22 protein-coding genes are annotated in these 19,102 nt (G+C 40.4%); 17 read left to right on the forward strand and 5 right to left on the reverse strand.

The genetic code is table 11. The features are described 5' to 3' along the window. Window positions 1-73: 73 nt before the first annotated feature. Window positions 74-1,306: an aminopeptidase gene (locus tag JI667_RS13210; RefSeq protein ID WP_206854921.1), complete on the reverse strand. Its 1,233-nt coding sequence runs from the start codon at window positions 1,304-1,306 to the stop codon at window positions 74-76. Window positions 1,307-1,427: 121 nt separating this feature from the next. On the opposite strand from JI667_RS13210, the gene JI667_RS13215 reads away from it, so the two are divergent. Beyond that, complete coding sequence (locus JI667_RS13215; RefSeq protein ID WP_206854924.1) at window positions 1,428-2,063, forward strand: DUF421 domain-containing protein; 636 nt, start codon at window positions 1,428-1,430, stop codon at window positions 2,061-2,063. Window positions 2,064-2,278: 215 nt separating this feature from the next. On the opposite strand, the gene JI667_RS13220 is transcribed toward JI667_RS13215, so the two are convergent. Next, complete coding sequence (locus JI667_RS13220) at window positions 2,279-3,535, reverse strand: helix-turn-helix domain-containing protein (RefSeq protein ID WP_206854926.1); 1,257 nt, start codon at window positions 3,533-3,535, stop codon at window positions 2,279-2,281. A gap of 228 nt (window positions 3,536-3,763) precedes the next feature. On the opposite strand from JI667_RS13220, the gene JI667_RS13225 reads away from it, so the two are divergent. Then, window positions 3,764-4,783 carry a threonine aldolase family protein gene (locus tag JI667_RS13225; RefSeq protein WP_206854942.1) on the forward strand — a complete coding sequence of 340 codons (1,020 nt, stop codon included), beginning with the start codon at window positions 3,764-3,766 and terminating at the stop codon, window positions 4,781-4,783. 64 nt (window positions 4,784-4,847) lie between these two features. Here JI667_RS13225 and JI667_RS13230 read toward each other — a convergent pair whose 3' ends face one another. Continuing rightward, on the reverse strand, window positions 4,848-5,183 hold the full coding sequence (locus tag JI667_RS13230) for a YckD family protein (protein ID WP_206854945.1): 336 nt from the start codon (window positions 5,181-5,183) through the stop codon (window positions 4,848-4,850). Window positions 5,184-5,311: 128 nt separating this feature from the next. Here JI667_RS13230 and JI667_RS13235 point away from each other — a divergent pair, with 128 nt between their 5' ends. The 13 genes from JI667_RS13235 (at window position 5,312) to JI667_RS13295 (ending at window position 15,770) form a co-directional block, all read left to right on the forward strand. After that, window positions 5,312-5,719 (forward strand): sporulation protein, encoded by a 408-nt coding sequence (locus JI667_RS13235; RefSeq protein ID WP_206854958.1) that lies wholly within the window; start codon window positions 5,312-5,314, stop codon window positions 5,717-5,719. A gap of 180 nt (window positions 5,720-5,899) precedes the next feature. Beyond that, window positions 5,900-7,639, forward strand: a complete 1,740-nt coding sequence (locus tag JI667_RS13240; RefSeq protein WP_206854961.1) for a carbon starvation CstA family protein — start codon at window positions 5,900-5,902, stop codon at window positions 7,637-7,639. Window positions 7,640-7,789: 150 nt separating this feature from the next. Further along, complete coding sequence (locus JI667_RS13245) at window positions 7,790-8,077, forward strand: hypothetical protein (RefSeq protein WP_206854964.1); 288 nt, start codon at window positions 7,790-7,792, stop codon at window positions 8,075-8,077. 49 nt (window positions 8,078-8,126) lie between these two features. Further along, a complete protein-coding gene (locus tag JI667_RS13250) occupies window positions 8,127-8,360 on the forward strand; it encodes a cory-CC-star protein (RefSeq protein ID WP_414635241.1) in 234 nt (77 codons plus the stop codon). A 25-nt stretch (window positions 8,361-8,385) separates the two neighbouring features. Further along, complete coding sequence (locus JI667_RS13255; protein WP_206854967.1) at window positions 8,386-9,381, forward strand: ArsA family ATPase; 996 nt, start codon at window positions 8,386-8,388, stop codon at window positions 9,379-9,381. A 94-nt stretch (window positions 9,382-9,475) separates the two neighbouring features. Further along, window positions 9,476-10,729: a M24 family metallopeptidase gene (locus JI667_RS13260; RefSeq protein ID WP_206854970.1), complete on the forward strand. Its 1,254-nt coding sequence runs from the start codon at window positions 9,476-9,478 to the stop codon at window positions 10,727-10,729. Between the two features lie 172 nt (window positions 10,730-10,901). Then, window positions 10,902-11,162, forward strand: coding sequence for a metal-sensitive transcriptional regulator (locus JI667_RS13265; protein ID WP_206854973.1), 261 nt, complete (start codon window positions 10,902-10,904; stop codon window positions 11,160-11,162). An 81-nt stretch (window positions 11,163-11,243) separates the two neighbouring features. After that, a complete protein-coding gene (locus JI667_RS13270; protein WP_206854976.1) occupies window positions 11,244-11,471 on the forward strand; it encodes a sulfurtransferase TusA family protein in 228 nt (75 codons plus the stop codon). A gap of 49 nt (window positions 11,472-11,520) precedes the next feature. Next, window positions 11,521-12,000: a DsrE/DsrF/DrsH-like family protein gene (locus JI667_RS13275; RefSeq protein ID WP_206854979.1), complete on the forward strand. Its 480-nt coding sequence runs from the start codon at window positions 11,521-11,523 to the stop codon at window positions 11,998-12,000. Window positions 12,001-12,048: 48 nt separating this feature from the next. Beyond that, window positions 12,049-12,618 carry a sulfurtransferase TusA family protein gene (locus tag JI667_RS13280; RefSeq protein ID WP_206854981.1) on the forward strand — a complete coding sequence of 190 codons (570 nt, stop codon included), beginning with the start codon at window positions 12,049-12,051 and terminating at the stop codon, window positions 12,616-12,618. 27 nt (window positions 12,619-12,645) lie between these two features. Next, window positions 12,646-13,773 carry an MBL fold metallo-hydrolase gene (locus JI667_RS13285; protein ID WP_206854985.1) on the forward strand — a complete coding sequence of 376 codons (1,128 nt, stop codon included), beginning with the start codon at window positions 12,646-12,648 and terminating at the stop codon, window positions 13,771-13,773. Between the two features lie 81 nt (window positions 13,774-13,854). Next, window positions 13,855-14,631, forward strand: coding sequence for a sulfite exporter TauE/SafE family protein (locus JI667_RS13290; protein WP_206855000.1), 777 nt, complete (start codon window positions 13,855-13,857; stop codon window positions 14,629-14,631). A gap of 218 nt (window positions 14,632-14,849) precedes the next feature. Continuing rightward, a complete protein-coding gene (locus JI667_RS13295) occupies window positions 14,850-15,770 on the forward strand; it encodes a DUF1002 domain-containing protein (protein WP_206855003.1) in 921 nt (306 codons plus the stop codon). Between the two features lie 42 nt (window positions 15,771-15,812). Here JI667_RS13295 and JI667_RS13300 read toward each other — a convergent pair whose 3' ends face one another. Together JI667_RS13300 and JI667_RS13305 are read right to left on the reverse strand one after the other, a co-directional pair. Continuing rightward, on the reverse strand, window positions 15,813-17,216 hold the full coding sequence (locus JI667_RS13300) for a sensor histidine kinase (protein ID WP_206855007.1): 1,404 nt from the start codon (window positions 17,214-17,216) through the stop codon (window positions 15,813-15,815). Then, window positions 17,213-17,899 carry a response regulator transcription factor gene (locus tag JI667_RS13305; protein ID WP_206855010.1) on the reverse strand — a complete coding sequence of 229 codons (687 nt, stop codon included), beginning with the start codon at window positions 17,897-17,899 and terminating at the stop codon, window positions 17,213-17,215. Before JI667_RS13305 ends, JI667_RS13300 begins: the two co-directional genes overlap by 4 nt. 233 nt (window positions 17,900-18,132) lie before the next feature. Between JI667_RS13305 and JI667_RS13310 the strand changes: the two genes are divergently transcribed. Then, a complete protein-coding gene (locus JI667_RS13310) occupies window positions 18,133-18,543 on the forward strand; it encodes a hypothetical protein (RefSeq protein ID WP_206855013.1) in 411 nt (136 codons plus the stop codon). Window positions 18,544-18,716: 173 nt separating this feature from the next. Then, window positions 18,717-19,079 (forward strand): rhodanese-like domain-containing protein, encoded by a 363-nt coding sequence (locus JI667_RS13315; protein WP_368077908.1) that lies wholly within the window; start codon window positions 18,717-18,719, stop codon window positions 19,077-19,079. Window positions 19,080-19,102: the final 23 nt, after the last annotated feature.

Here is a 19,102-nt window from a genome sequence, read left to right on the forward strand (position 1 = left end):
AGATTTCATAAGAAAAAGGCTTAAATGTGAAACATTTAAGCCTTTAACATTAGTCTGCCAAAAACCTTTCATTTTAAACCCAATCACCATCTTTAAAAACCGGTTCCACTGTACCGTCTTCTTTCTCACCATCAATATTCAATTCAGGGGATCCGATCATAAAATCAACATGAATCATACTTTCATTGTAGCCAATTTCCTTTAGTTGTTCAGCTGTCTTGGATTTACCGTCTTCGATGCAGACGGGAAGGGCTCTGCCCAGGGCTAAATGACAGGAGGCATTTTCATCAAAAAGCGTATTATTAAAAATAATGTTGGTATTTGAAATAGGTGAGTCATGAGGAACTAGTGCGACTTCTCCTAAGTAAGACGCGCCTTCATCTGTTTCAAGAAGGTTTTTTAAAGTTTCGTAACCTTCTTCAGCTGAGAATTCAACTACTTTTCCTTCCTTGAAGGTTAATGAAAAGTTCTTGATAAGCGTACCGCTGTAATTAAGCGGCTTAGTGCTTGAAACTACACCGTTGACTCCATATTTGACTGGAATTGAAAACACTTCTTCCGTTGGGAGATTCGGCACAAACGGGATGCCTTTATCATTGGTGAATTGAGCACTGATCCATTTGGTTTGTGGGTGGAATTCGATGGTCAGGTCTGTCCCCGGACCTTTGTAATGAAGCTTTTTGTATTTACCTTCATTTAGTTTGTCTGCTTTTTTATTCAGGTGACGGATATGTGCTTCCCAGAGGTCCACGGCGTTTTCTTGATCGGTTCTGGTTGTATAGAAGATATTTTCCCATAATTTGGTGAAAGCCTCTTCTTGAGGAAGCTCAGGGAAAACAGTCTGAGCCCATTCAGTTGTTGGGATTGCTGCGATTAACCAGCTTATTTTACCCCCGCCGATATAAGCTGAAAAGTCTTTCATAGCCTCCGCTGAAGTCCTGTTCAACAATGCAACCCGTGCCGGATCTGTATCTCTTAGGAGAGACGGGTTCGGGGCTGCTAAGTTTAGTAAGGCGACATTGTTTTCCGCCATTTCGATATATCCTTTTGCTTTCCAGCGAGGGAACGCTTTCAACCCCTTTTCAGAGGACTTCTCCAAGCGGATTTTTTTCAGCTCTTCATCATAGAAGTCGGTTAATACGTTCACGGCACCGGCTTCATATGCTTTCTCGGTAACCAGTCGAACAAACTCGTATGAGGTGATGGGTGCAGAGATCAGAAGTTCCTGGTCCTTTTGCAGGTTCAATCCCACCTGAACGATTAAATCTGCATATCTTTCTAAGTTTTTCTCAAATGATAATTTCATTTGGTAATCCCCCTTATTTATGTATTCATCATTAACTATATCTCTTTTGTCAGAAAATTTCATTGAATAATATAGATTTTTAATCAAAAGCTAAAGCTAGCATTATAAAGGATGTGAAGGAATGGATGTCAATCTTTTATGGCAGGCGGTCATACTTGTTGTGGGAGGGACACTCTTATTAAGAATAGCAGGCAGGAAATCGATTTCACAAATGAGTCTGGCTCAAGTAGTCATCATGATCGGAATCGGGTCCTTGCTCGTCCAGCCGATCGCAGGCGAAGGAGTCTGGTCTACATTAGTGGTGGGGTTGGTTCTGGTTCTGTCTCTCGTTGTAATGGAATATGCACAAATCAAAATCGATGGATTGGAAACACTGATCACAGGAAGATCTAAAGTGGTGATTAAGAATGGTGAACTGCAAAAGGATACACTAAAAAAGCTCAGATTATCCGTGGATCAGCTGGAAATGAAATTGCGACAAAATCAGATTCGTTCCATTTCAGACGTAGAAGAAGCCACTCTCGAACCCAGTGGACAATTGGGGTTTATCCTTAATCAGAATAAACAACCTGCAACGAAAGAAGAGATAAATGTATTGAAACAGGAAATTCAGTCACTTAGCCTATTATTGAGATCTGCTCAAAGAGTCTACCAAGGAACTCATAAGGAGTCCCAACCTCTAGAAACAGAAAACGATTTGTTTGCCGAAGTGAGTACAGGTTACCATTCCAAAGAACCACCTGATGAATTGATGTAGACTCCTAGAAGGTTTTTTAGGATTCGTTACCAAATATATCGGGTAGAAGAAGGACTGACCCAGACAGCGACCAGCCCTTTAAAGCTTATAATTTACTTGAAAATGGTGGGAATTCTTCTTCGTTGACCTTGACAATGACCACCCCTGCAAGGGTCATGGCCGCAAGACTTGAGATGATCAATAATTTTCTCAAAGCTTTCAATTCTCTTCACCTCCTACAAAGTCAACATTTCTTCATAAATGATATTGGCTTCATTTAGATGAAATGCAGCAAGCTTATATCTTCTGACTCTCTGGTAATACTGACCTAAAAATTTGGAATATTCAGCGTATAATAAATGTGAACCGTTCTTCTTGAAGTAGGGAAGAGCATATTCTTTCATGAACATCTCGAATCCTGGAGGGAAATCATTTAATGCAAATTGATAATAAGAAAGCTGATAGTATTTTTCAGGGTATTTATCTTTGGAGCAAAGCTCCAAACCTTTAGGCAACCAGAAATGAACATTGGAAAATTGGTTGATCTTATAATACTCTTTGACAAGTGATAGAATAGAGTAGAGTTTCCCTTCTTCGTCGGTTTCTTTTAATTCAATGCTTTTCAAGTAATGCTGGATTGCTTCATCACTTTTTCTCATAAAGGATTTTAGGTACCCAAGGTTCTGTTCAATCTTTGAAAGTAAGGATGTGTAATGAATGGAGCGTGAAATGAAATTCGCCCATTCATAATGTTTCAAAGCTTCCTCACTGTAGCGAATTCTCCGATAGCAGATCCCCAATAGGAGATGCACCTCGGCGCATCTTTTCTGGTAATACACTCCCTGAAAAATGGAAAGAGATTTTTCCCCATAATAAATGGATAAACGGTACATATTCAAACGTGTCAGAACCAGACTGTATAAATAATATAAATCTGCTCGTTCTTCTTCATTAACGACATTACCAAGCACATAAAAAGTTTCCGCCTCTTTTAATTCTCCTTGGGCTTTTTGGTACTCTTCCATAAGATAATAATAATTCCCTTTGTACTTGTGGTAATAAAATCTCAATGTATCCGTAAGTTCTTTATAATTAGATTGAACATGGATCAAGTGCTTCAGAGCTTCTTCAAGATTTCCTTTCATTAGTTGTAGGCGGAAGCATAGAATTCTATAAAATAAATCAGTCGTCAGATCATCGGTCTCATCAAAATCTTTCAAGATAAGTTCGTGAGTGGAAACGGCTTGGACGGTATTGTTCCATAGTAATTCATGGTTCCATTTTTCGAGAAGATTGTTCAATTGATTCGGACGATCCAGCAGATTATTTACGCCTAAACGCTCACAAAGCAAGTTGATGATGTCGCTTGAAGGTGTCACTTGATTATTTTCGAGCTTGGAAAGATAGGATATGGAAATGATTCCTTTTGCTAAGTCTTCCTGGGTTAACTTCCTTTTTTGTCTGTGAAAACGGATTTTTGAACCGATCGTCATGTGAGTCTTCTCCTCTAACAAGACATTTGACACTGTCCTTTGGAACTGATTAATAAAATAGTAACATAATTTAAGGAGGAGGGTTTTGAATATTCCTATAATTATAATTTTTTGTGGGTATTTGGTATGGGGTGTTGTATTCATCTTCATGGTGATATCGATTCCATCCCGAATCCATTCCCTTTGGTATAATGAATGTAACAAACGTATTAGAGGAGGAGTCTCGCGATGATTGATTTACGAAGTGATACAGTAACAAAGCCAACGGAAGAAATGAGAAGGGCAGCATACGGGGCTGAAGTCGGGGACGACGTGTATGGTGAGGATCCCACCGTCTTAAAGCTGGAAAAGGAAGCGGCCAGGATACTCGGTAAGGAAGAAGCCTTATTCGTCACAAGTGGTACACAAGGAAACCAAATTGCCGTACTTACCCATACACGGCCTGGAAATGAAATTCTATTAGAAACGAATTCACATATTTTTTATTATGAATCTGGGGCCGTTGCTGCTTTAGCAGGCGTTCAAACCAGGACTATCACAGGAAAAAATGGAGAGATGGAGCCTGAAGAAATAGAAGCAGCTATCCGTACGGAAGATCAACATTTTCCAGAAACCGGTTTAATATGCCTCGAGAACTCACATAATCGTGCAGGCGGGGCCGTTGTCTCTCCTGAAAATATGAAAGCCATTCATGCCATTGCGCGAAAATACTCCATTCCAGTACATGTTGATGGTGCACGTCTCTTTAATGCAGTGGCTTCAAGTGGTAGAGAGGTCAGGGAATTCACGGATCATTGTGATACCGTTCAAATTTGCTTATCTAAAGGACTGGGCGCTCCGATTGGTTCAATCATTGCAGGTGAACATGACTTTATTAAACATGCTCGAAAGTGGAGGAAACGACTGGGCGGTGGATTAAGACAAACAGGAATAATTGCTGCTCCAGGATTGATTGCACTGACCAAAATGAGAGAACGATTAGGGGAAGACCATGATAAGGCGAGGATCCTGAAGGAAACCCTTCAATCATGTAAGGGAATCCAAGTCATCAATGAAGTTGATACAAATATCATAGTGGTGGATGTATCCGGAACAGGGATGACATCAGAGCAATATGTGGAGGAGTTAAAGAGGAAAGGAGTATTGGCTGTTACCTTTGGACCGACACTTGTCCGATTCACGACTCATTTTGATGTATCAATGGACGAGATAGAGGCAGTTTCTCTTATACTAAAAAAAGTGGTTTAATGCGGATTAGGTGAGACACACTTGATTAATGGGGGAAAGGGCTTGAAAAACCCTTCCACCACTATTATTCTTTATGATCCAGTTGTTTCCCATGATGCGGATGTGGATGCCATCTCATCATGTAGCCATTTTCTTTCAGCTTTTGATGTTTGATTTCCATCATCTTACGTACTTTGTCCCCCTGTTCTTTGGAGAAGACGCCATACTCAACATATTTATTCACGAGTTTTTTCTTTGTTGAGTACATCTGTTCATATAGATTACCAAGCTCAGCTTTTTGTTCTTCCGTCAGAGTTACCTTTTCGTCTGTTGTTTGTCCCTCATCTTCTGCAGAAACAAAAGATCCGAAACTAAGGCTGAGTATGAAGACGGCTAAGATGGATACAACCAATTTTTTCATTTATATCCCCTCCTTCCTAAAGATTCACTCATATTCTTTGCGAAATATTAGAAGAATATGTAAGGGTGGACGATTCAGAAAAAGAATTGGTAGTATAGGTAGTAATAAAAGTAAAATGAGGGGGTTGAATGATGTTAAACAAATTTTTATCCAGTATCGGTATCGGACATGTGAAAGTAGATACAATCGTGCATACCACTGAGATCTCCCCGGGTGATTATATTAAGGGGGATATTGTCCTCAAGGGGGGAATGGCCGACCAGCCGATAAATAAAGTTCAATTATTATTGCTGTATAAATATGAAGAAGACAAAAAGGATAGTGATTTTTGCTATCATGAAAAAGACTTAAAGACCATTTCTTTAGACAATATCGGGACAATCAGAGCCGGGGAGGAAAAGACGATCCCATTTGAGTTTCCTACACAATCCAATCATCCTAAAACCACTGAGACAGACCAAACGATATTGAGGACAACGGTAGATATCCCTCAAGCAGTAGATCCAACAGATGAAGACAGTATTTTTGTCCGTTGAATATAAAGAAGGACGGGTTCATTGAATGAATCGGTCCTTCTTTATATTATTGCCAATGTAAGAAAAGTACTAAGTTCTCATTGAAATCCATAAATACCCAATGTAAAATGTAGTAAGCGTATACATTCTAAAAATTCAGATATTTAAGTGTATACTACTATGAGATAGAGGAGGAATATGATGGGTGGAATATGGTTAGCGGTCATTGGGGGTATTGTATTTTTAGTAGGGTATAAATATTATTCTACACTTATTGCGGAAAGAGTGTACAGGCTTGATCCGAATTATGTAACACCCGCTCACCAGTATAAAGACGGTGTGGACTTTGTTCCAACGAATAAATTTGTCCTTTGGGGTCACCATTTTACTTCAGTTGCCGGTGCTGCCCCAATCGTTGGGCCGGCGATTGCCGTGTATTGGGGATGGCTTCCCGCTTTTCTTTGGGTGATTTTCGGGACCGTGTTCGCTGCGGGTGTCCATGATTTTGGAACTTTGGTACTTTCAGTGCGAAATAAGGGACAATCAGTAGGTTCTTTAGCGAATAAGCTGATAGGTAAGCGGGCAAAAGTACTTTTTCTATTTATCATTTTAATTCTTGTATTAATGGTCAATGCAGTGTTTGCATGGGTCATAGCAAATTTATTCATTACGTTCCCAGCGAGCGTCCTATCTGTCTTTATCCAGATTCCGCTTGCTGTATGGATTGGATATTCTGTCTATAAGCGGAATGGAAGCATGCTACTGCCTTCAATAGTAGCGCTTGGTGTCATGTATGCTTCAGCTGTCATTGCAAGTAGGGTGAACTTTTTACAAATTGATTTGGTCCGTTTTTTCGGTGGACAGGACTCTACTTCATTGTTTGGTTTAAGTTCAACAAGTATGGCATTCTTTGTGTGGATTGTTATTTTAATGATTTATGTTTACATAGCCTCCATTCTTCCTGTATGGAAACTGTTACAGCCACGGGATTATATCAATTCACATCAGCTGATAGTAGGTCTGGGATTGCTTTACCTCGGGCTATTGTTCACAAATCCTGAAATTACGGCTCCAATGACAAACGGATCTGCGGATGTATCCTGGTTCCCATTATTATTCATTACGATTGCATGTGGCGCCATTTCAGGTTTTCACGGGCTGGTTTCTTCGGGTACATCTTCAAAGCAATTGAATAAGGAAACAGATGCACGTTTTGTTGGTTATCTGGGTGCAGTCGGAGAAGGGGCGCTTGCGTTGATTGCCATCATCGCTTGTATCACCTTTTTCCCCAATGTTGAAGAATTCAAAGCGACATACAGTGGATTTGCCGCAGCAAGTGGTGCAGGGTTAGGAGTATTCATTAAAGGGGCAGGACAGCTTGCAACAGGAGTAGGCATCCCGGCTGATATTGCTGCAACGATTGTTTCTGTCATCATCGTAAGTTTCGCTGCCACAACACTCGATTCATCTGTTCGCCTCATGAGGTATATCATTGCGGAATTGGGAGAGGAATACAAGGTAAATCCTTTGACCAATGCCCATGTTGCCACAACCATTGCAGTTGTATCAAGTGCTGCATTGACGTTATTGCCCCAGGGGCCTAAAGGTTTTGGCTCAGGTGGATACCTTCTTTGGCCGTTATTCGGTACATCGAACCAGCTGCTCGCTGGAATCAGTTTATTACTGATTACCATATGGCTGAAACGCCAGGGCAGAAATTACTTAGCTACATTAATTCCAATGCTGTTCCTCATGTTTATGACACTTTGGGCGATGATTCATCAAGTAGTGTTTGAATGGTCGGGAGCCGGTGAGTCAGAGGGGAATATGCTCCTATTCATCTTTGGAAGCATTATCCTGATTTTCACTCTGTGGATACTCATCACCGCGGCATCTTCCCTTTCTAAAAAGGGAGATGGCCCTTCACAGTTCTCAGCATAAACATTAGTAAGGGGGATTCTATTTGAATCCCCCTGTTCAATACATATAATGTAAGGAGGAATAGGAATGGTAGAAGTCATGATGATTCGTTCAGAACTCGAAGTGGGTATGGGTTGATGTGGTGGGGTTAGTGGTGACGGGTTCATCACAATGAAACATGATTTTTCTCATCATGATCACGAAAGAAGACTCCTTGGAAGACTATATTGTGAAACAGCTGAAAAATATGGAGAAGCTGTATCGATCATATACTGTGATCCGAGGAATATGTTAACCATCGTCTACTATATGGGAAGACAGGTAAGGAGAAAAGGGATTCCCTTTTTTACAGCATGTTATTCTGTGCTATTCCACATCAAAAGAGAAGCCATTTTCATTAACGGGCATTATCTGCGAGACAAACAAAGCTATCATGCAACCATCCTAGGCTTTTTATAAGGAGGGAACACAGTTGGATTTAACGTTAAAGGCAAAGTTCAAAAGAGTAATAGAGCTTTATGATGACATGATACGCCTCCCCCACAAAACAGAAATTGCCAGGGAATTGAGGGACGAGGATGATTTATTCTTTCTGCTACTTTATTCAGATATGCTTGGAATACCCAATCCTGTATTTTATTACACGCTGGAACTTTATCCATATATGATAGAAAAGTTTCATGATTGGCACTTAAGAATGGGGATGGAACACTCTCCTCTCGACGGTATCAGATGTTGTTAATAGCAAGTGAAGGAGAGAGATTGGTATGAAGAATGATCTATTACAGCAGTCCATTTTATTTGTAGGAGGGAAAGGGGGTGTAGGGAAATCAACGACTGCATCTGCTTTAGCTGTCATGTTTGCGAATATGGGAAAGAAGACGTTAATTATTTCAACAGACCCGGCGCATAATCTGGGGGACATTTTCCATCAGGAAATCAGGGGACATAAGACTCCGTTACTGAAAAATTTATGGGGAATTGAGATTCATCCTGGCAGTGAAACACGTCAATACATTAACGGAGTAAAGGAGAATTTAAAAGGGATGGTCAAGGCCAATATGGTAAATGAAGTGCACCGGCAAATCGACATGGCCGCTTCAGCACCAGGGGCAGAAGAAGCTGCTTTATTTGACCGTATTGTTTCCATCATCTTGGAAGAAGGAAATGATTTTGATAAAATCATATTTGACACTGCACCCACCGGCCATACCATTCGACTGTTATCACTTCCGGAACTTATGGGGGTATGGATGGATGGAATGCTCGAAAGAAGAAAGAAAACAAACAAGAATTACTCTCAGCTTTTGAATGATGGGGAGCCGGTCGATGATCCCATCTATGATGTCCTTCAAAAGCGACGGGAAAAGTTTTCAAGAGTAAGGAAGGCTTTGCTTGATCAGCAAAAGACAGGCTTTATTTTTGTACTGATCCCTGAAAGACTGCCGATTCTTGAAACTGAAAAAGCGGTTGAATTGATGTCAAAGCACTCTCTGAATATTGAAGGCCTCGTTATTAATAAGATTCTCCCCACTGGAGCAGATGGTGAGTTTTTGCGAAAAAGAAGAGATCAGGAAAAAGTTTACCTGCAACTCATGAAAGAAAAGTTTACAAAGCAATCACTCTATCAAATTCCTTTAATGGAAGAAGACATCTGCACCCTTCCTCTTCTGGAAAAATTCGCAGCCGCTCTTGAAAAATCAATCGTTAAAAGTGAAAAAGTTGTCAGCAATAGAGTAGTACATAGCATGAATGACCATTGAAGATTTTTTCAATGGTCATTTTTATTTATTGAAGGGGAAATGTGGTTTTTTGTCGAAAATGTAATGAAACAATAAAGTGAGGGAAGTGATTCTAATGAAGAGTGAGAAAAAGATAATACCGTGGGTTCTTCCTTTAAAGAAAAGGGAAGAAACCCAAAGTCGCTGGTTATTTCATCGCCTTAATACACTATTGCCTTCTTTACTGGAAAAACACGATATAAACATGTGGATTGTAGTAGGAAGGGAGTATAATGAAGATCCAGTCATGAAGAGCCTGTATCCAGCGTCTATAGACAGTTCCAGGAGATTGACAATCCTTGTATTCTATTTAGACAGTAGGAAGCATCTAAACAGATGGGCCCTGCACCCAAATCCTCATTTTGAACCATTTTATGAGCGGGTCTGGAATCCTGAAGAGTGCGATCAATGGGAATGTCTAAAACGCCTTGTGGATGAACATAACCCAGATAACATTGCATTGAATTATTCATCTACATTCGCTGTGGCAGATGGATTGAGCCACTCCCATTTTCAACATTTAAGCATGTTATTAGACGAGCATACACATTCATTCACATCTGCACAACATGTAGTGGTAGATTGGCTATCGATTAGGACCTCCAAGGAATTAGTGGCTTACCCGTCTATAGCAGAGCTTGGGAGGACCATTGCGGAAGAAGCATTATCAAGAGCGGTGATACATCCGGGAATCACGACTACGGAAGATGTGGTCGATTGGATACGCCAACGCGTGTTAGATGAAGGAATGGAAACATCTTTTTACCCTACGGTCGATTTGCAAAGAAAAGGATCGGATATGGATCGGCTAGAAGGTGAAATTATCCGATTTGGAGATATCGTTCACTTAGACTTTGGTATTCGTTACCTTGGTCTTACGACGGATACGCAGCAACTGGCATATGTCCTCTATCCAGGAGAGGAAAATGCTCCGGAAGGACTTCAATCCGCCTTCGAAACTGCCTTAAGGTTTGAAGACATCATAACGGAGGAAATGAAAATTGGAAGAACAGGAAATGAAGTGTTTTACAGGGCAATGAAAAAGGCAAGGGAAGAAGAAATTGAGGCAATGCTCTATTCTCACCCGTTAGGGAATCATTGTCATGAAGCGGGAGCATTGATAGGCTTATATGATCAACAGGGAGACATCCCCATCAGGGGTGACCTCCCTTTAACAGCCAATAGCTGCTATGCCATGGAATTCAATATTAAACAATACATTCCTGAATGGAATCAAATCATCCCTATCTATTTGGAGGAGCCAGTCGCCTTCATAGAGAATCGACTGGAGTATATGTCTAAAAGGCAGACCTCATTCTATTTAATTTAATTACACTTTTTTGTAACCACTCTAAAAGACTGATCAAAGAGATCATGTGATCAGTCTTTAATAGATTTAGATGCATATGAATAAAAATTAAAAATACCCCCTTGACTATATACCTAATAGGGTATATTATTGTAAATGTAGCAAGAACAACAAGCCAACAGGAGGTGTCTTGATGGAATACAATGCTCAAATTAAGAATCGAATCAAACGTGTTGAAGGGCAGCTCCGTGGAATTGTAAGAATGATGGAGCAGGGGGAAGATTGTAAAGACGTCATCACACAGCTTTCCGCAGCAAAAACCGCCCTTGACCGTTCCGTCGGCTTAATTGTCAGTATGAATCTTGTTGAGTGCGTCAAAGATTCCCATGAAACAGGCGAAAACACGGAAGAGCTAGTGAAAGAAGCAGTGAATTTATTAGTGAAGAGTCGATAAGAAAAAGAGTTGACAACTTTTTTTATATCATTTAATATACCCTTATAGGTATTTTAAGCAATTTTATCAGGAGGAATTCAAATGAACGCAGATAAAGTATTAGATGCAAAGGGACTTGCTTGTCCAATGCCGATCGTGAAAACCAGAAAGGCCATCAAGGAGATTGAATCCGGTCAGATTTTAGAGGTGCAAACAACAGATAAAGGTGCAAAGAGTGATTTGACTGCATGGGCAAAATCAACAGGACATGAATTAATGGATTCAAATGAAGAAAATGATGTTTTTACATTCTGGATTAAAAAAGGATAATTTTTTTTGAGGGGGGAAATACCCCCTATAGTAAAAAGGAGGAAATGCAATGTCAGAAACAAAATCAACCAATATTATACTCTTTAGTGGAGATTACGATAAAGCGATGGCAGCTTACATCATTGCCAATGGGGCAGCCGCGTATGATCATGAGGTGACCATTTTCCACACATTCTGGGGATTGAATGCTTTAAGAAAAGAAGAAATGGTTCCAATGAAAAAAGGGTTCATGGAAAAAATGTTTGGGCGAATGATGCCCCGCGGAGCAGATAAAATGGGATTATCCAACATGAACTTCATGGGAATGGGACCAAAAATGATCAAAGGCGTCATGAAGAAGCATAATGCAATGCCTCTACCCGATTTGATTGACATGGCAAGGGAACAAGACGTTAAACTCGTTGCTTGTACCATGACAATGGATCTACTGGGTTTACACAAAGACGAGTTACTGGAAGAAATCGAATATGCTGGAGTAGCTGCGTATTTAGCAGATGCCGAAGACGGAAACGTGAACTTATTCATCTAAATTTTTTTGCTCGTAAATATACCCTATGAGGTAATTGGAGGTAATCATATGAACAGTATTGAATCAAATTTCGTATTAGATGCAAAGGGACTTGCTTGCCCAATGCCGATAGTAAAAACCAAAAAAGCCATGAAAGACATGGAAGCAGGGCATGTAATTGAAATTCAGGCAACAGACAAGGGATCTAAAGCCGATCTTCAAGCTTGGGCAAAGAGTTCTGGACATGACTATTTAGGGACAATTGAAGATGGGGATGTTCTGAAGCATTTCGTCCGTAAATCAAGTGGTGAAGAGGCTGTTGAGCGTAAGCATGAAGCTGTCACCGATAACGAAACATTAGCAAGCAAACTAGGGGAGGATGTCATTGTTCTCGATGTCCGTGAAAAAGCAGAGTATGCATTCAAACATATTCCCGGTGCCATTTCAATGCCTTTAGGTGACCTTGAAAACCGTGTGGAAGAATTGAACAAAGATAAAGACATTTATGTGGTGTGCCGTACAGGAAACAGAAGTGACATGGCAGCCCAAATGCTTTTAGAAAAAGGCTTTGCAAATGTAATCAATGTGGTTCCAGGTATGAGCGAATGGACTGGAGACGTTGAATCCGATATAGAGTAATTCATATTTTAAGGGGGCTTATTAATAATGGCTGTTAAACCGATGAATTCTAAAGAAGTAGCACAAAAGGTAATGAACAAAGAAGAATTATTCATTTTGGATGTCCGTAATGTGGATGCCTTTGAAGATTGGAAAATTGAAGGTGAGAAATTTGACTATTTAAATATCCCTTATTTTGATCTTTTAGATGGTGTTGAAGAAATCATGAATCAACTCCCTGAAGATAAAGATATTCTTGTCGTCTGTGCAAAAGAAGGATCTTCCATTATGGTGGCCGATATGCTGTCTGAAGAAGGAAAGGATGTTTCTTACCTTGAAGGAGGTATGAAGGCATGGAGTGAGCATCTAGAGCCTGTTAAAGTGGGGGACTTGTCAAATGACGCTGAGCTATATCAATTCGTACGTTTAGGAAAAGGCTGTTTATCGTACATGGTTGTATCAGGTGGTGAAGCCGCTATCGTGGATGCCACTCGTATGGCCGATGTGTTCATAGATTTCGCTAAAGAAAAGAATGCAACGATTACGAATGTATTTGATACACATTTACATGCCGATCATATTTCCGGGGGACGTACCATTGCAGAAGCAACGGGTGCAGCTTACTGGTTACCTCCTAAAGATGCAGAAGAAGTGACGTTTGAGTTCGCTGCTCTGGAAGACGGAATTAAAATCGTGATAGGAAATACAACCATTGAGATTTCCGCCCTGTACTCACCGGGACATACGATCGGTTCTACATCCTTCGTCGTCGATAATAAATATTTACTATCAGGTGACATTTTATTTGTCGATAGCATCGGTCGTCCTGATCTTGCGGGCAGAGCAGAAGATTGGGTAGGTGACTTAAGAGAGAGTCTATACAAACGCTATAAAGATCTTTCAATGGAGCTTACCGTATTACCGGCTCACTTTATGAGGATTGATGAATTAAATGAAGACGGTTCAGTAGGCGAAAAGCTAGGAACACTATTTGCCAAGAATCATGGGTTAAATATTGAGAGTGAAGAAGAATTCAGAAAGCTTGTTTCTGAAAATCTGCCACCTCAGCCGAATGCGTATCAGGAAATACGTGAAACAAATATGGGAAAAGTCACTCCTGATGAAGAAAAGCAGCGTGAGATGGAAACCGGACCAAACCGTTGTGCTGTACGATAATAAAAAGCTGATTTATAAATAAATTCCCAATGGGAACCTGCGTCTGCCGGTTCCCATTTTACTAGGATAGGAGGGCTCACAATGGATTTGTCCTTTATTATTACAATCTTTTTAATCGGTTTTGTCGGTTCCTATATTTCAGGAATGGTGGGAATCGGCGGAAGTATCATTAAATATCCCATGCTCCTGTATATTCCCCCGTTACTCGGAGTAGCCACTTTTTCAGCTCATGAGGTATCGGGTATCAGTGCTGTACAAGTGTTCTTTGCAACACTTGGTGGGGTATGGGCTTATCGTAAAGGAGGCTATCTGAATAAAACACTTATTACCTATATGGGAGTAAGTATTCTGATCGGTAGCTTCGTTGGTGGATATGGCTCTAAATTCATAAGTGAAGCAGGGATTAACATCGTTTATGGAATTCTTGCCCTTATTGCAGCGATCATGATGTTCATTCCTAAAAAAGGCATAGATGATGTGAAATTGGAGGATGTTTCGTTTAATAAGTGGCTCGCTGCCAGTCTTGCCCTCGTCGTAGGAGTCGGTGCGGGTATTGTAGGAGCTGCAGGAGCATTCCTATTGGTACCTATCATGCTGGTCGTGCTGAAAATACCTACAAGAATGACGATTGCTTCCTCTCTTGCCATAACCTTGATCTCGTCCATCGGATCAACAGTAGGGAAGATCTCCACTGGTCAGGTTGATTACTTACCTGCGATGATCATGGTTGTAGCGAGTCTGATCGCCTCTCCACTCGGGGCCATGGGTGGTAAGAAAATGAACACCAAGATCCTACAAATGATTTTAGCCGTCTTAATCTTGGGGACTGCGATTAAAATCTGGGTTGATATATTATAAAGGGTTGCCTGGTTCTACTAATCAAGCATCTTTTCTGAAAAGAGAAGGGCATGATGAATGAGCCGGGCTTTTTTTTTTGCTTCCCTGTAACTTTCTTTGGTTCTCATTCGTCTATATAATTGAAAGAAATAAGACTCTAGATGGATGAATATATTGAATTGTACAAGTACAATGAATGCGTTCCATGATTTATCCATTATGAAAAAGGGAGAATGAAAATGAAAAAGCTTATTGCTATTGTCTTACTATGTTCACTTATGGTAAGCGGAATCCAGCCTGCATTTGCTGCAGATAATGATAAAGCAAGCATTAATGAAAAATTCGGTCTGCCAATAGTTGTATATGGGGAAACACTTACAAGCGGTCAGAAAAAAGAAGTTCAAAAGCAATTAGGAATGGACGAAGGTACAGAAGTGGAAGAGTTTACGGCTACAGGTGAGGACCTTGTAAAATATATAGAAGGTGAGAACCGAAATGCCCGTATGTTTTCGTCTGCCATGATTACCCGAAAAGACAAAGGTGAAGGCTTGAAGGTTAATATTGTGACACCGGAGAATATTACGGAAGTAACCAATTCAATGTACTCAAACGCCCTGTTGACAGCGGGAGTCGAAAATGCTGTCGTGGATGTTGCCTCGCCGGTTAAAGTCAGTGGTCATTCCGCACTGGTCGGCATTTATAAAGCGTATGATGTAAGTGGAGAAAAGCTTGATACGGTTCGGATGGAAGTGGCCAATGAAGAGTTGTCTGTGGCGACGGACCTAGCGAAAGAAGCCGGGATTGATAAAGAAGAAGTGAGTAAGTTATTAACCGAAATCAAAAAGGAAATCGCTGAGCAAGATCCTGCGACCAAAGAGGAAGTAGAGAAGATTGTTCAGGATAAGCTCCAAACGCTAAATATTGAATTAAGCCCGGAGGATCGACAGTTATTGATTGATCTTTTTGAAAAAATGAGATCCCTTGATATTAACTTTGACAACGTTCAACAACAATTGGATGACTTGACAAAGGATATCCAGACGACGATTAAAGATATGGTGAATGATGAAGGGTTCGGACAAAAAGTGTCAGATTTCTTTTCCGGTTTATTAGAGGCAATCGCAAACTTCTTTAAATCTATCAAAAATTTATTTGGATAAGCATAGGCCAATATAAAAGACTGAGTCGGCCGACTCAGTCTTTTATATTTCAAGTAAAGGGAACGAGAGTATCACGGTCGTTCCACATCCTTCTTCACTCTCAACAACCAATGATCCCTTATGCTTATGCATGATTTCTTTAGCGATGGATAAACCGAGTCCGTATCCGCCTGTATCCCTTGCTCTGGACAGATCAGATCTGAAGAAACGTTCACCTATTTGAGATAGGGACTCTTCAGGTATTCCAATTCCTTTATCTTGAATCTTTACAACAGCCAGCCCCCCTTCTTCATAGGAATGAATGAATATTTCACTTTTTTGCGGAGAATATTTCAAAGCATTGTCAAGGATATTGTAGAAAACCTGCATTACCCTATCTGGGTCACCATTAATAATGGAATCTTCATTCAATGTATGTTTTATATCAATTTTCTTGGTTTTTGCATTGGGTTGTATCAGCATTAAGGAATCCATGATGAATTGGGAAAGTACCATCGGTTCCACATCAAGTGAAAAAGAAGCATCCTCCAATTTATTTAAATCCAACAGCTCAGTAATTAATTTCTGCATCCTCCTTGATTCTTTCTGGATGAGGTGTAAGCTTTCTTCGATTTCATCTGGATTGGTTTGAACGCGGTCAGTCAATGCTTTTGCATACCCGCCTATGTACGTGAGAGGGGTACGCAGTTCATGGGCAACATTCGAAAGAAATTGGCGTTTCCGCTCCTCTTGATGCTGCAGTGAGTCCACCATGCTGTTAAACGTTAGTGCCAGTTCGGCCATTTCATCATTTGTGGTAACGTTAAGACGATCCGAGAAATCTCCATTGGCCACTTTATTCGAAAAAGACTGCATCTCCCTCACAGGTTTGAACAAAGAGCCCAAAGAAGACTGGATGATTAAGAAAAGCACGAAATAAAACATGACTCCGGTCAATATTAAGATGGGGATTCCTTTACTGAAGACTTCTGTCATTTCAGCAAGAGGGATATATATGAACAAATAACCCTTTAATTTATCCTTATTCATAAGAGGGAAAATGGCTCCAATCACATTTCGATTGAACTCATCCACATACCCTTCTTTCATGAGATGATTTCCTTTAGCCAATCTACTCCTGTCTGTATCGCTGATAAGGGGTCTTCCGTCTATTTGAAAAGGAAAGCTCTCCCGTAAATCATCAAGATCTTCCACCACGGATACTTCATAAGGGGAGATGACGTTGTACCAAAGAATCTTGTCTTTGACATTTCCGCTTACATCACCATAATGATAGTGGGCTGCTGTTCTCTCTCCCTGATAAAGGAGGGAATCCTTTACAGTACCTATATAAAGGTCTTTATAGAGGAAATGAATGAATAAGAAAGAAAACACAATGGTTAAAAATAAGCTGATTAATAATAAGAGTGAAACTTTTTTATTAAGTGAAAGCTTTAGTCTTTTCAAAATGCTCCCTCAAATTTATAGCCAAGACCCCAGACGGTTTCAATCAAATGACCTTCGCTCTTTAGTTTGAGCCTTAACGTTTTAATATGAGTGTCAACTGTACGATCACTACCTTCATAATCACTGCCCCATACTTGATCAAGAAGCTGATCTCTTGTGTAGACTCTTCCATGATTGCGTGCCAGGAACAAAAAGAGCTCATATTCCTTTAAGGTCAGGCGCGGTGAATGATCCCCTACGGTCACGGTCCTAGATGCTGTATTGAATGACACCGGACCGAATCGTTCAATCATGGAACGGCGATTCGTTTGTATCCCATACGATCTTCTTAGGATTGTTTCAATTCGCGCGACAAGTTCTTCAGCGTTGAACGGTTTTACCATGTAATCATCGCTGCCAAGCTTAAGCCCTTTAACTTTATCCAGATCGTCACCTTTAGCTGACAGGAATATAAACGGGATTTGACTTTTCTCCCGCACTTCTTGCAGTAGTTGGAATCCGTCCATGAATGGCATCATAATATCCACGATCATCATATCGACATTTGTTTTATTCAGCTGCTCCAGTGCAACCAATCCGTTTTCAGCTTCTATACAGAAATAATGATCTCTGTTTAAATACAGCTTGATCAGCTGTCTCATTTCTTGCTCATCATCGACGATCAGTACATTCCATTTTTTCATAATACTCACTCCCAACCTCTGACATAGGTAATCGCATCAACTTTAATTATAGATAAAAATAGTGAATTATTTGTGAGATTTATGATTTTTCTCATTTAATTATTTCCCCTATTTTATCATGGAGGAAAATAATTTTGAAATCAGGCTAATGTCTTCTACTTTTTCTCTAACAGGGACACATGCCCTTCCCATTTTTGTTTTTTCTAATAGGCTAATAAAGAGGAGTGACGAACATGCATGAGAGGAGCACGATGAACAGAAAGAATTTATTGAACCTATTTAACTCAGGAACAGGCTTTCCTAATCTAGGGGATGGAGGACAATTTCAAGGCGGTAACAGTGGCTATCAAGGTTATGGGCCACAGACGGTTTATCCAGGACAGGGGGCTGGATTCGGTTCAGCGGCGCACTTTAATCAAGGCCCTTATGGTGGGTCACCAGGTTATTTGCCACAAGGACCTGTCTCTGGTTATCCACCTCCAGGATTTGGTCCGCCGCCACCATATGGACCGCCAGGCGGCTTCGGATATGGTATAAACCCCCTCGGTGCAGGACTAATTGGTCTGGGATTAGGGTTTCTCGGGGGACAGATCGTGAATACCCCATTCACAGGCCCACATAAACGTTACTATTTTTATTATTAAATATTACAGACCGACTCGCTCACCGGAGTCGGTTTTTTCTGTGGAGGGAGCTCTGGAGATGAGAGAGTCAAGAAGGGAATAACGATTGACATTATACCCATTGGGGTATATAATTAAAATAGAAATTGAAAGTGTGAAAATCACACTCAAAATAATTGGATGAGGTGGATTTAGTGGAATTTTTCGGATTAATGGTTTTGGCTGTATTGCTTCTTTTATATGTCATGATCAAGAAACCTGGGAAACATATCAAGCAAATTTCAACAAATGAATTAAAACCATTGTTAACGGACAAAAGCAAACAGTTTATCGATGTACGGACACAAGGAGAGTACAAACAACATCACATAAAGCAATTTAAGAATATGCCACTGCAATCACTACAGAAAAACGCGGACACATTATCAAAAGATAAAGAAGTCATCATTATCTGTCAAAGCGGGATGAGAAGTGCAAATGCATGTAAAGTACTCCATCAGAAAGGGTTCACTTCTGTCATAAATGTAAGGGGCGGGATGAATTCCTGGTTAAAATAATCGTTCAAAAATATTGAAAAGAG

It is taken from the genome of Bacillus sp. NTK074B, assembly GCF_017303375.1.
Classification (GTDB): domain Bacteria; phylum Bacillota; class Bacilli; order Bacillales; family Bacillaceae_B; genus Rossellomorea.

What these genes read in the sequence shown, in the direction of transcription:
- JI667_RS13210 (WP_206854921.1), bottom strand. Translation starts at nt 1,306, where the DNA reads ATGAAATTATCATTTGAGAAAAACTTAGAAAGATATGCAGATTTAATC.
- JI667_RS13215 (WP_206854924.1), top strand. Translation starts at nt 1,428, where the DNA reads ATGGATGTCAATCTTTTATGGCAGGCGGTCATACTTGTTGTGGGAGGG.
- JI667_RS13220 (WP_206854926.1), bottom strand. Translation starts at nt 3,535, where the DNA reads ATGACGATCGGTTCAAAAATCCGTTTTCACAGACAAAAAAGGAAGTTA.
- JI667_RS13225 (WP_206854942.1), top strand. Translation starts at nt 3,764, where the DNA reads ATGATTGATTTACGAAGTGATACAGTAACAAAGCCAACGGAAGAAATG.
- JI667_RS13230 (WP_206854945.1), bottom strand. Translation starts at nt 5,183, where the DNA reads ATGAAAAAATTGGTTGTATCCATCTTAGCCGTCTTCATACTCAGCCTT.
- JI667_RS13235 (WP_206854958.1), top strand. Translation starts at nt 5,312, where the DNA reads ATGATGTTAAACAAATTTTTATCCAGTATCGGTATCGGACATGTGAAA.
- JI667_RS13240 (WP_206854961.1), top strand. Translation starts at nt 5,900, where the DNA reads ATGGGTGGAATATGGTTAGCGGTCATTGGGGGTATTGTATTTTTAGTA.
- JI667_RS13245 (WP_206854964.1), top strand. Translation starts at nt 7,790, where the DNA reads ATGAAACATGATTTTTCTCATCATGATCACGAAAGAAGACTCCTTGGA.
- JI667_RS13255 (WP_206854967.1), top strand. Translation starts at nt 8,386, where the DNA reads ATGAAGAATGATCTATTACAGCAGTCCATTTTATTTGTAGGAGGGAAA.
- JI667_RS13260 (WP_206854970.1), top strand. Translation starts at nt 9,476, where the DNA reads ATGAAGAGTGAGAAAAAGATAATACCGTGGGTTCTTCCTTTAAAGAAA.
- JI667_RS13265 (WP_206854973.1), top strand. Translation starts at nt 10,902, where the DNA reads ATGGAATACAATGCTCAAATTAAGAATCGAATCAAACGTGTTGAAGGG.
- JI667_RS13270 (WP_206854976.1), top strand. Translation starts at nt 11,244, where the DNA reads ATGAACGCAGATAAAGTATTAGATGCAAAGGGACTTGCTTGTCCAATG.
- JI667_RS13275 (WP_206854979.1), top strand. Translation starts at nt 11,521, where the DNA reads ATGTCAGAAACAAAATCAACCAATATTATACTCTTTAGTGGAGATTAC.
- JI667_RS13280 (WP_206854981.1), top strand. Translation starts at nt 12,049, where the DNA reads ATGAACAGTATTGAATCAAATTTCGTATTAGATGCAAAGGGACTTGCT.
- JI667_RS13285 (WP_206854985.1), top strand. Translation starts at nt 12,646, where the DNA reads ATGGCTGTTAAACCGATGAATTCTAAAGAAGTAGCACAAAAGGTAATG.
- JI667_RS13290 (WP_206855000.1), top strand. Translation starts at nt 13,855, where the DNA reads ATGGATTTGTCCTTTATTATTACAATCTTTTTAATCGGTTTTGTCGGT.
- JI667_RS13295 (WP_206855003.1), top strand. Translation starts at nt 14,850, where the DNA reads ATGAAAAAGCTTATTGCTATTGTCTTACTATGTTCACTTATGGTAAGC.
- JI667_RS13305 (WP_206855010.1), bottom strand. Translation starts at nt 17,899, where the DNA reads ATGAAAAAATGGAATGTACTGATCGTCGATGATGAGCAAGAAATGAGA.
- JI667_RS13310 (WP_206855013.1), top strand. Translation starts at nt 18,133, where the DNA reads ATGCATGAGAGGAGCACGATGAACAGAAAGAATTTATTGAACCTATTT.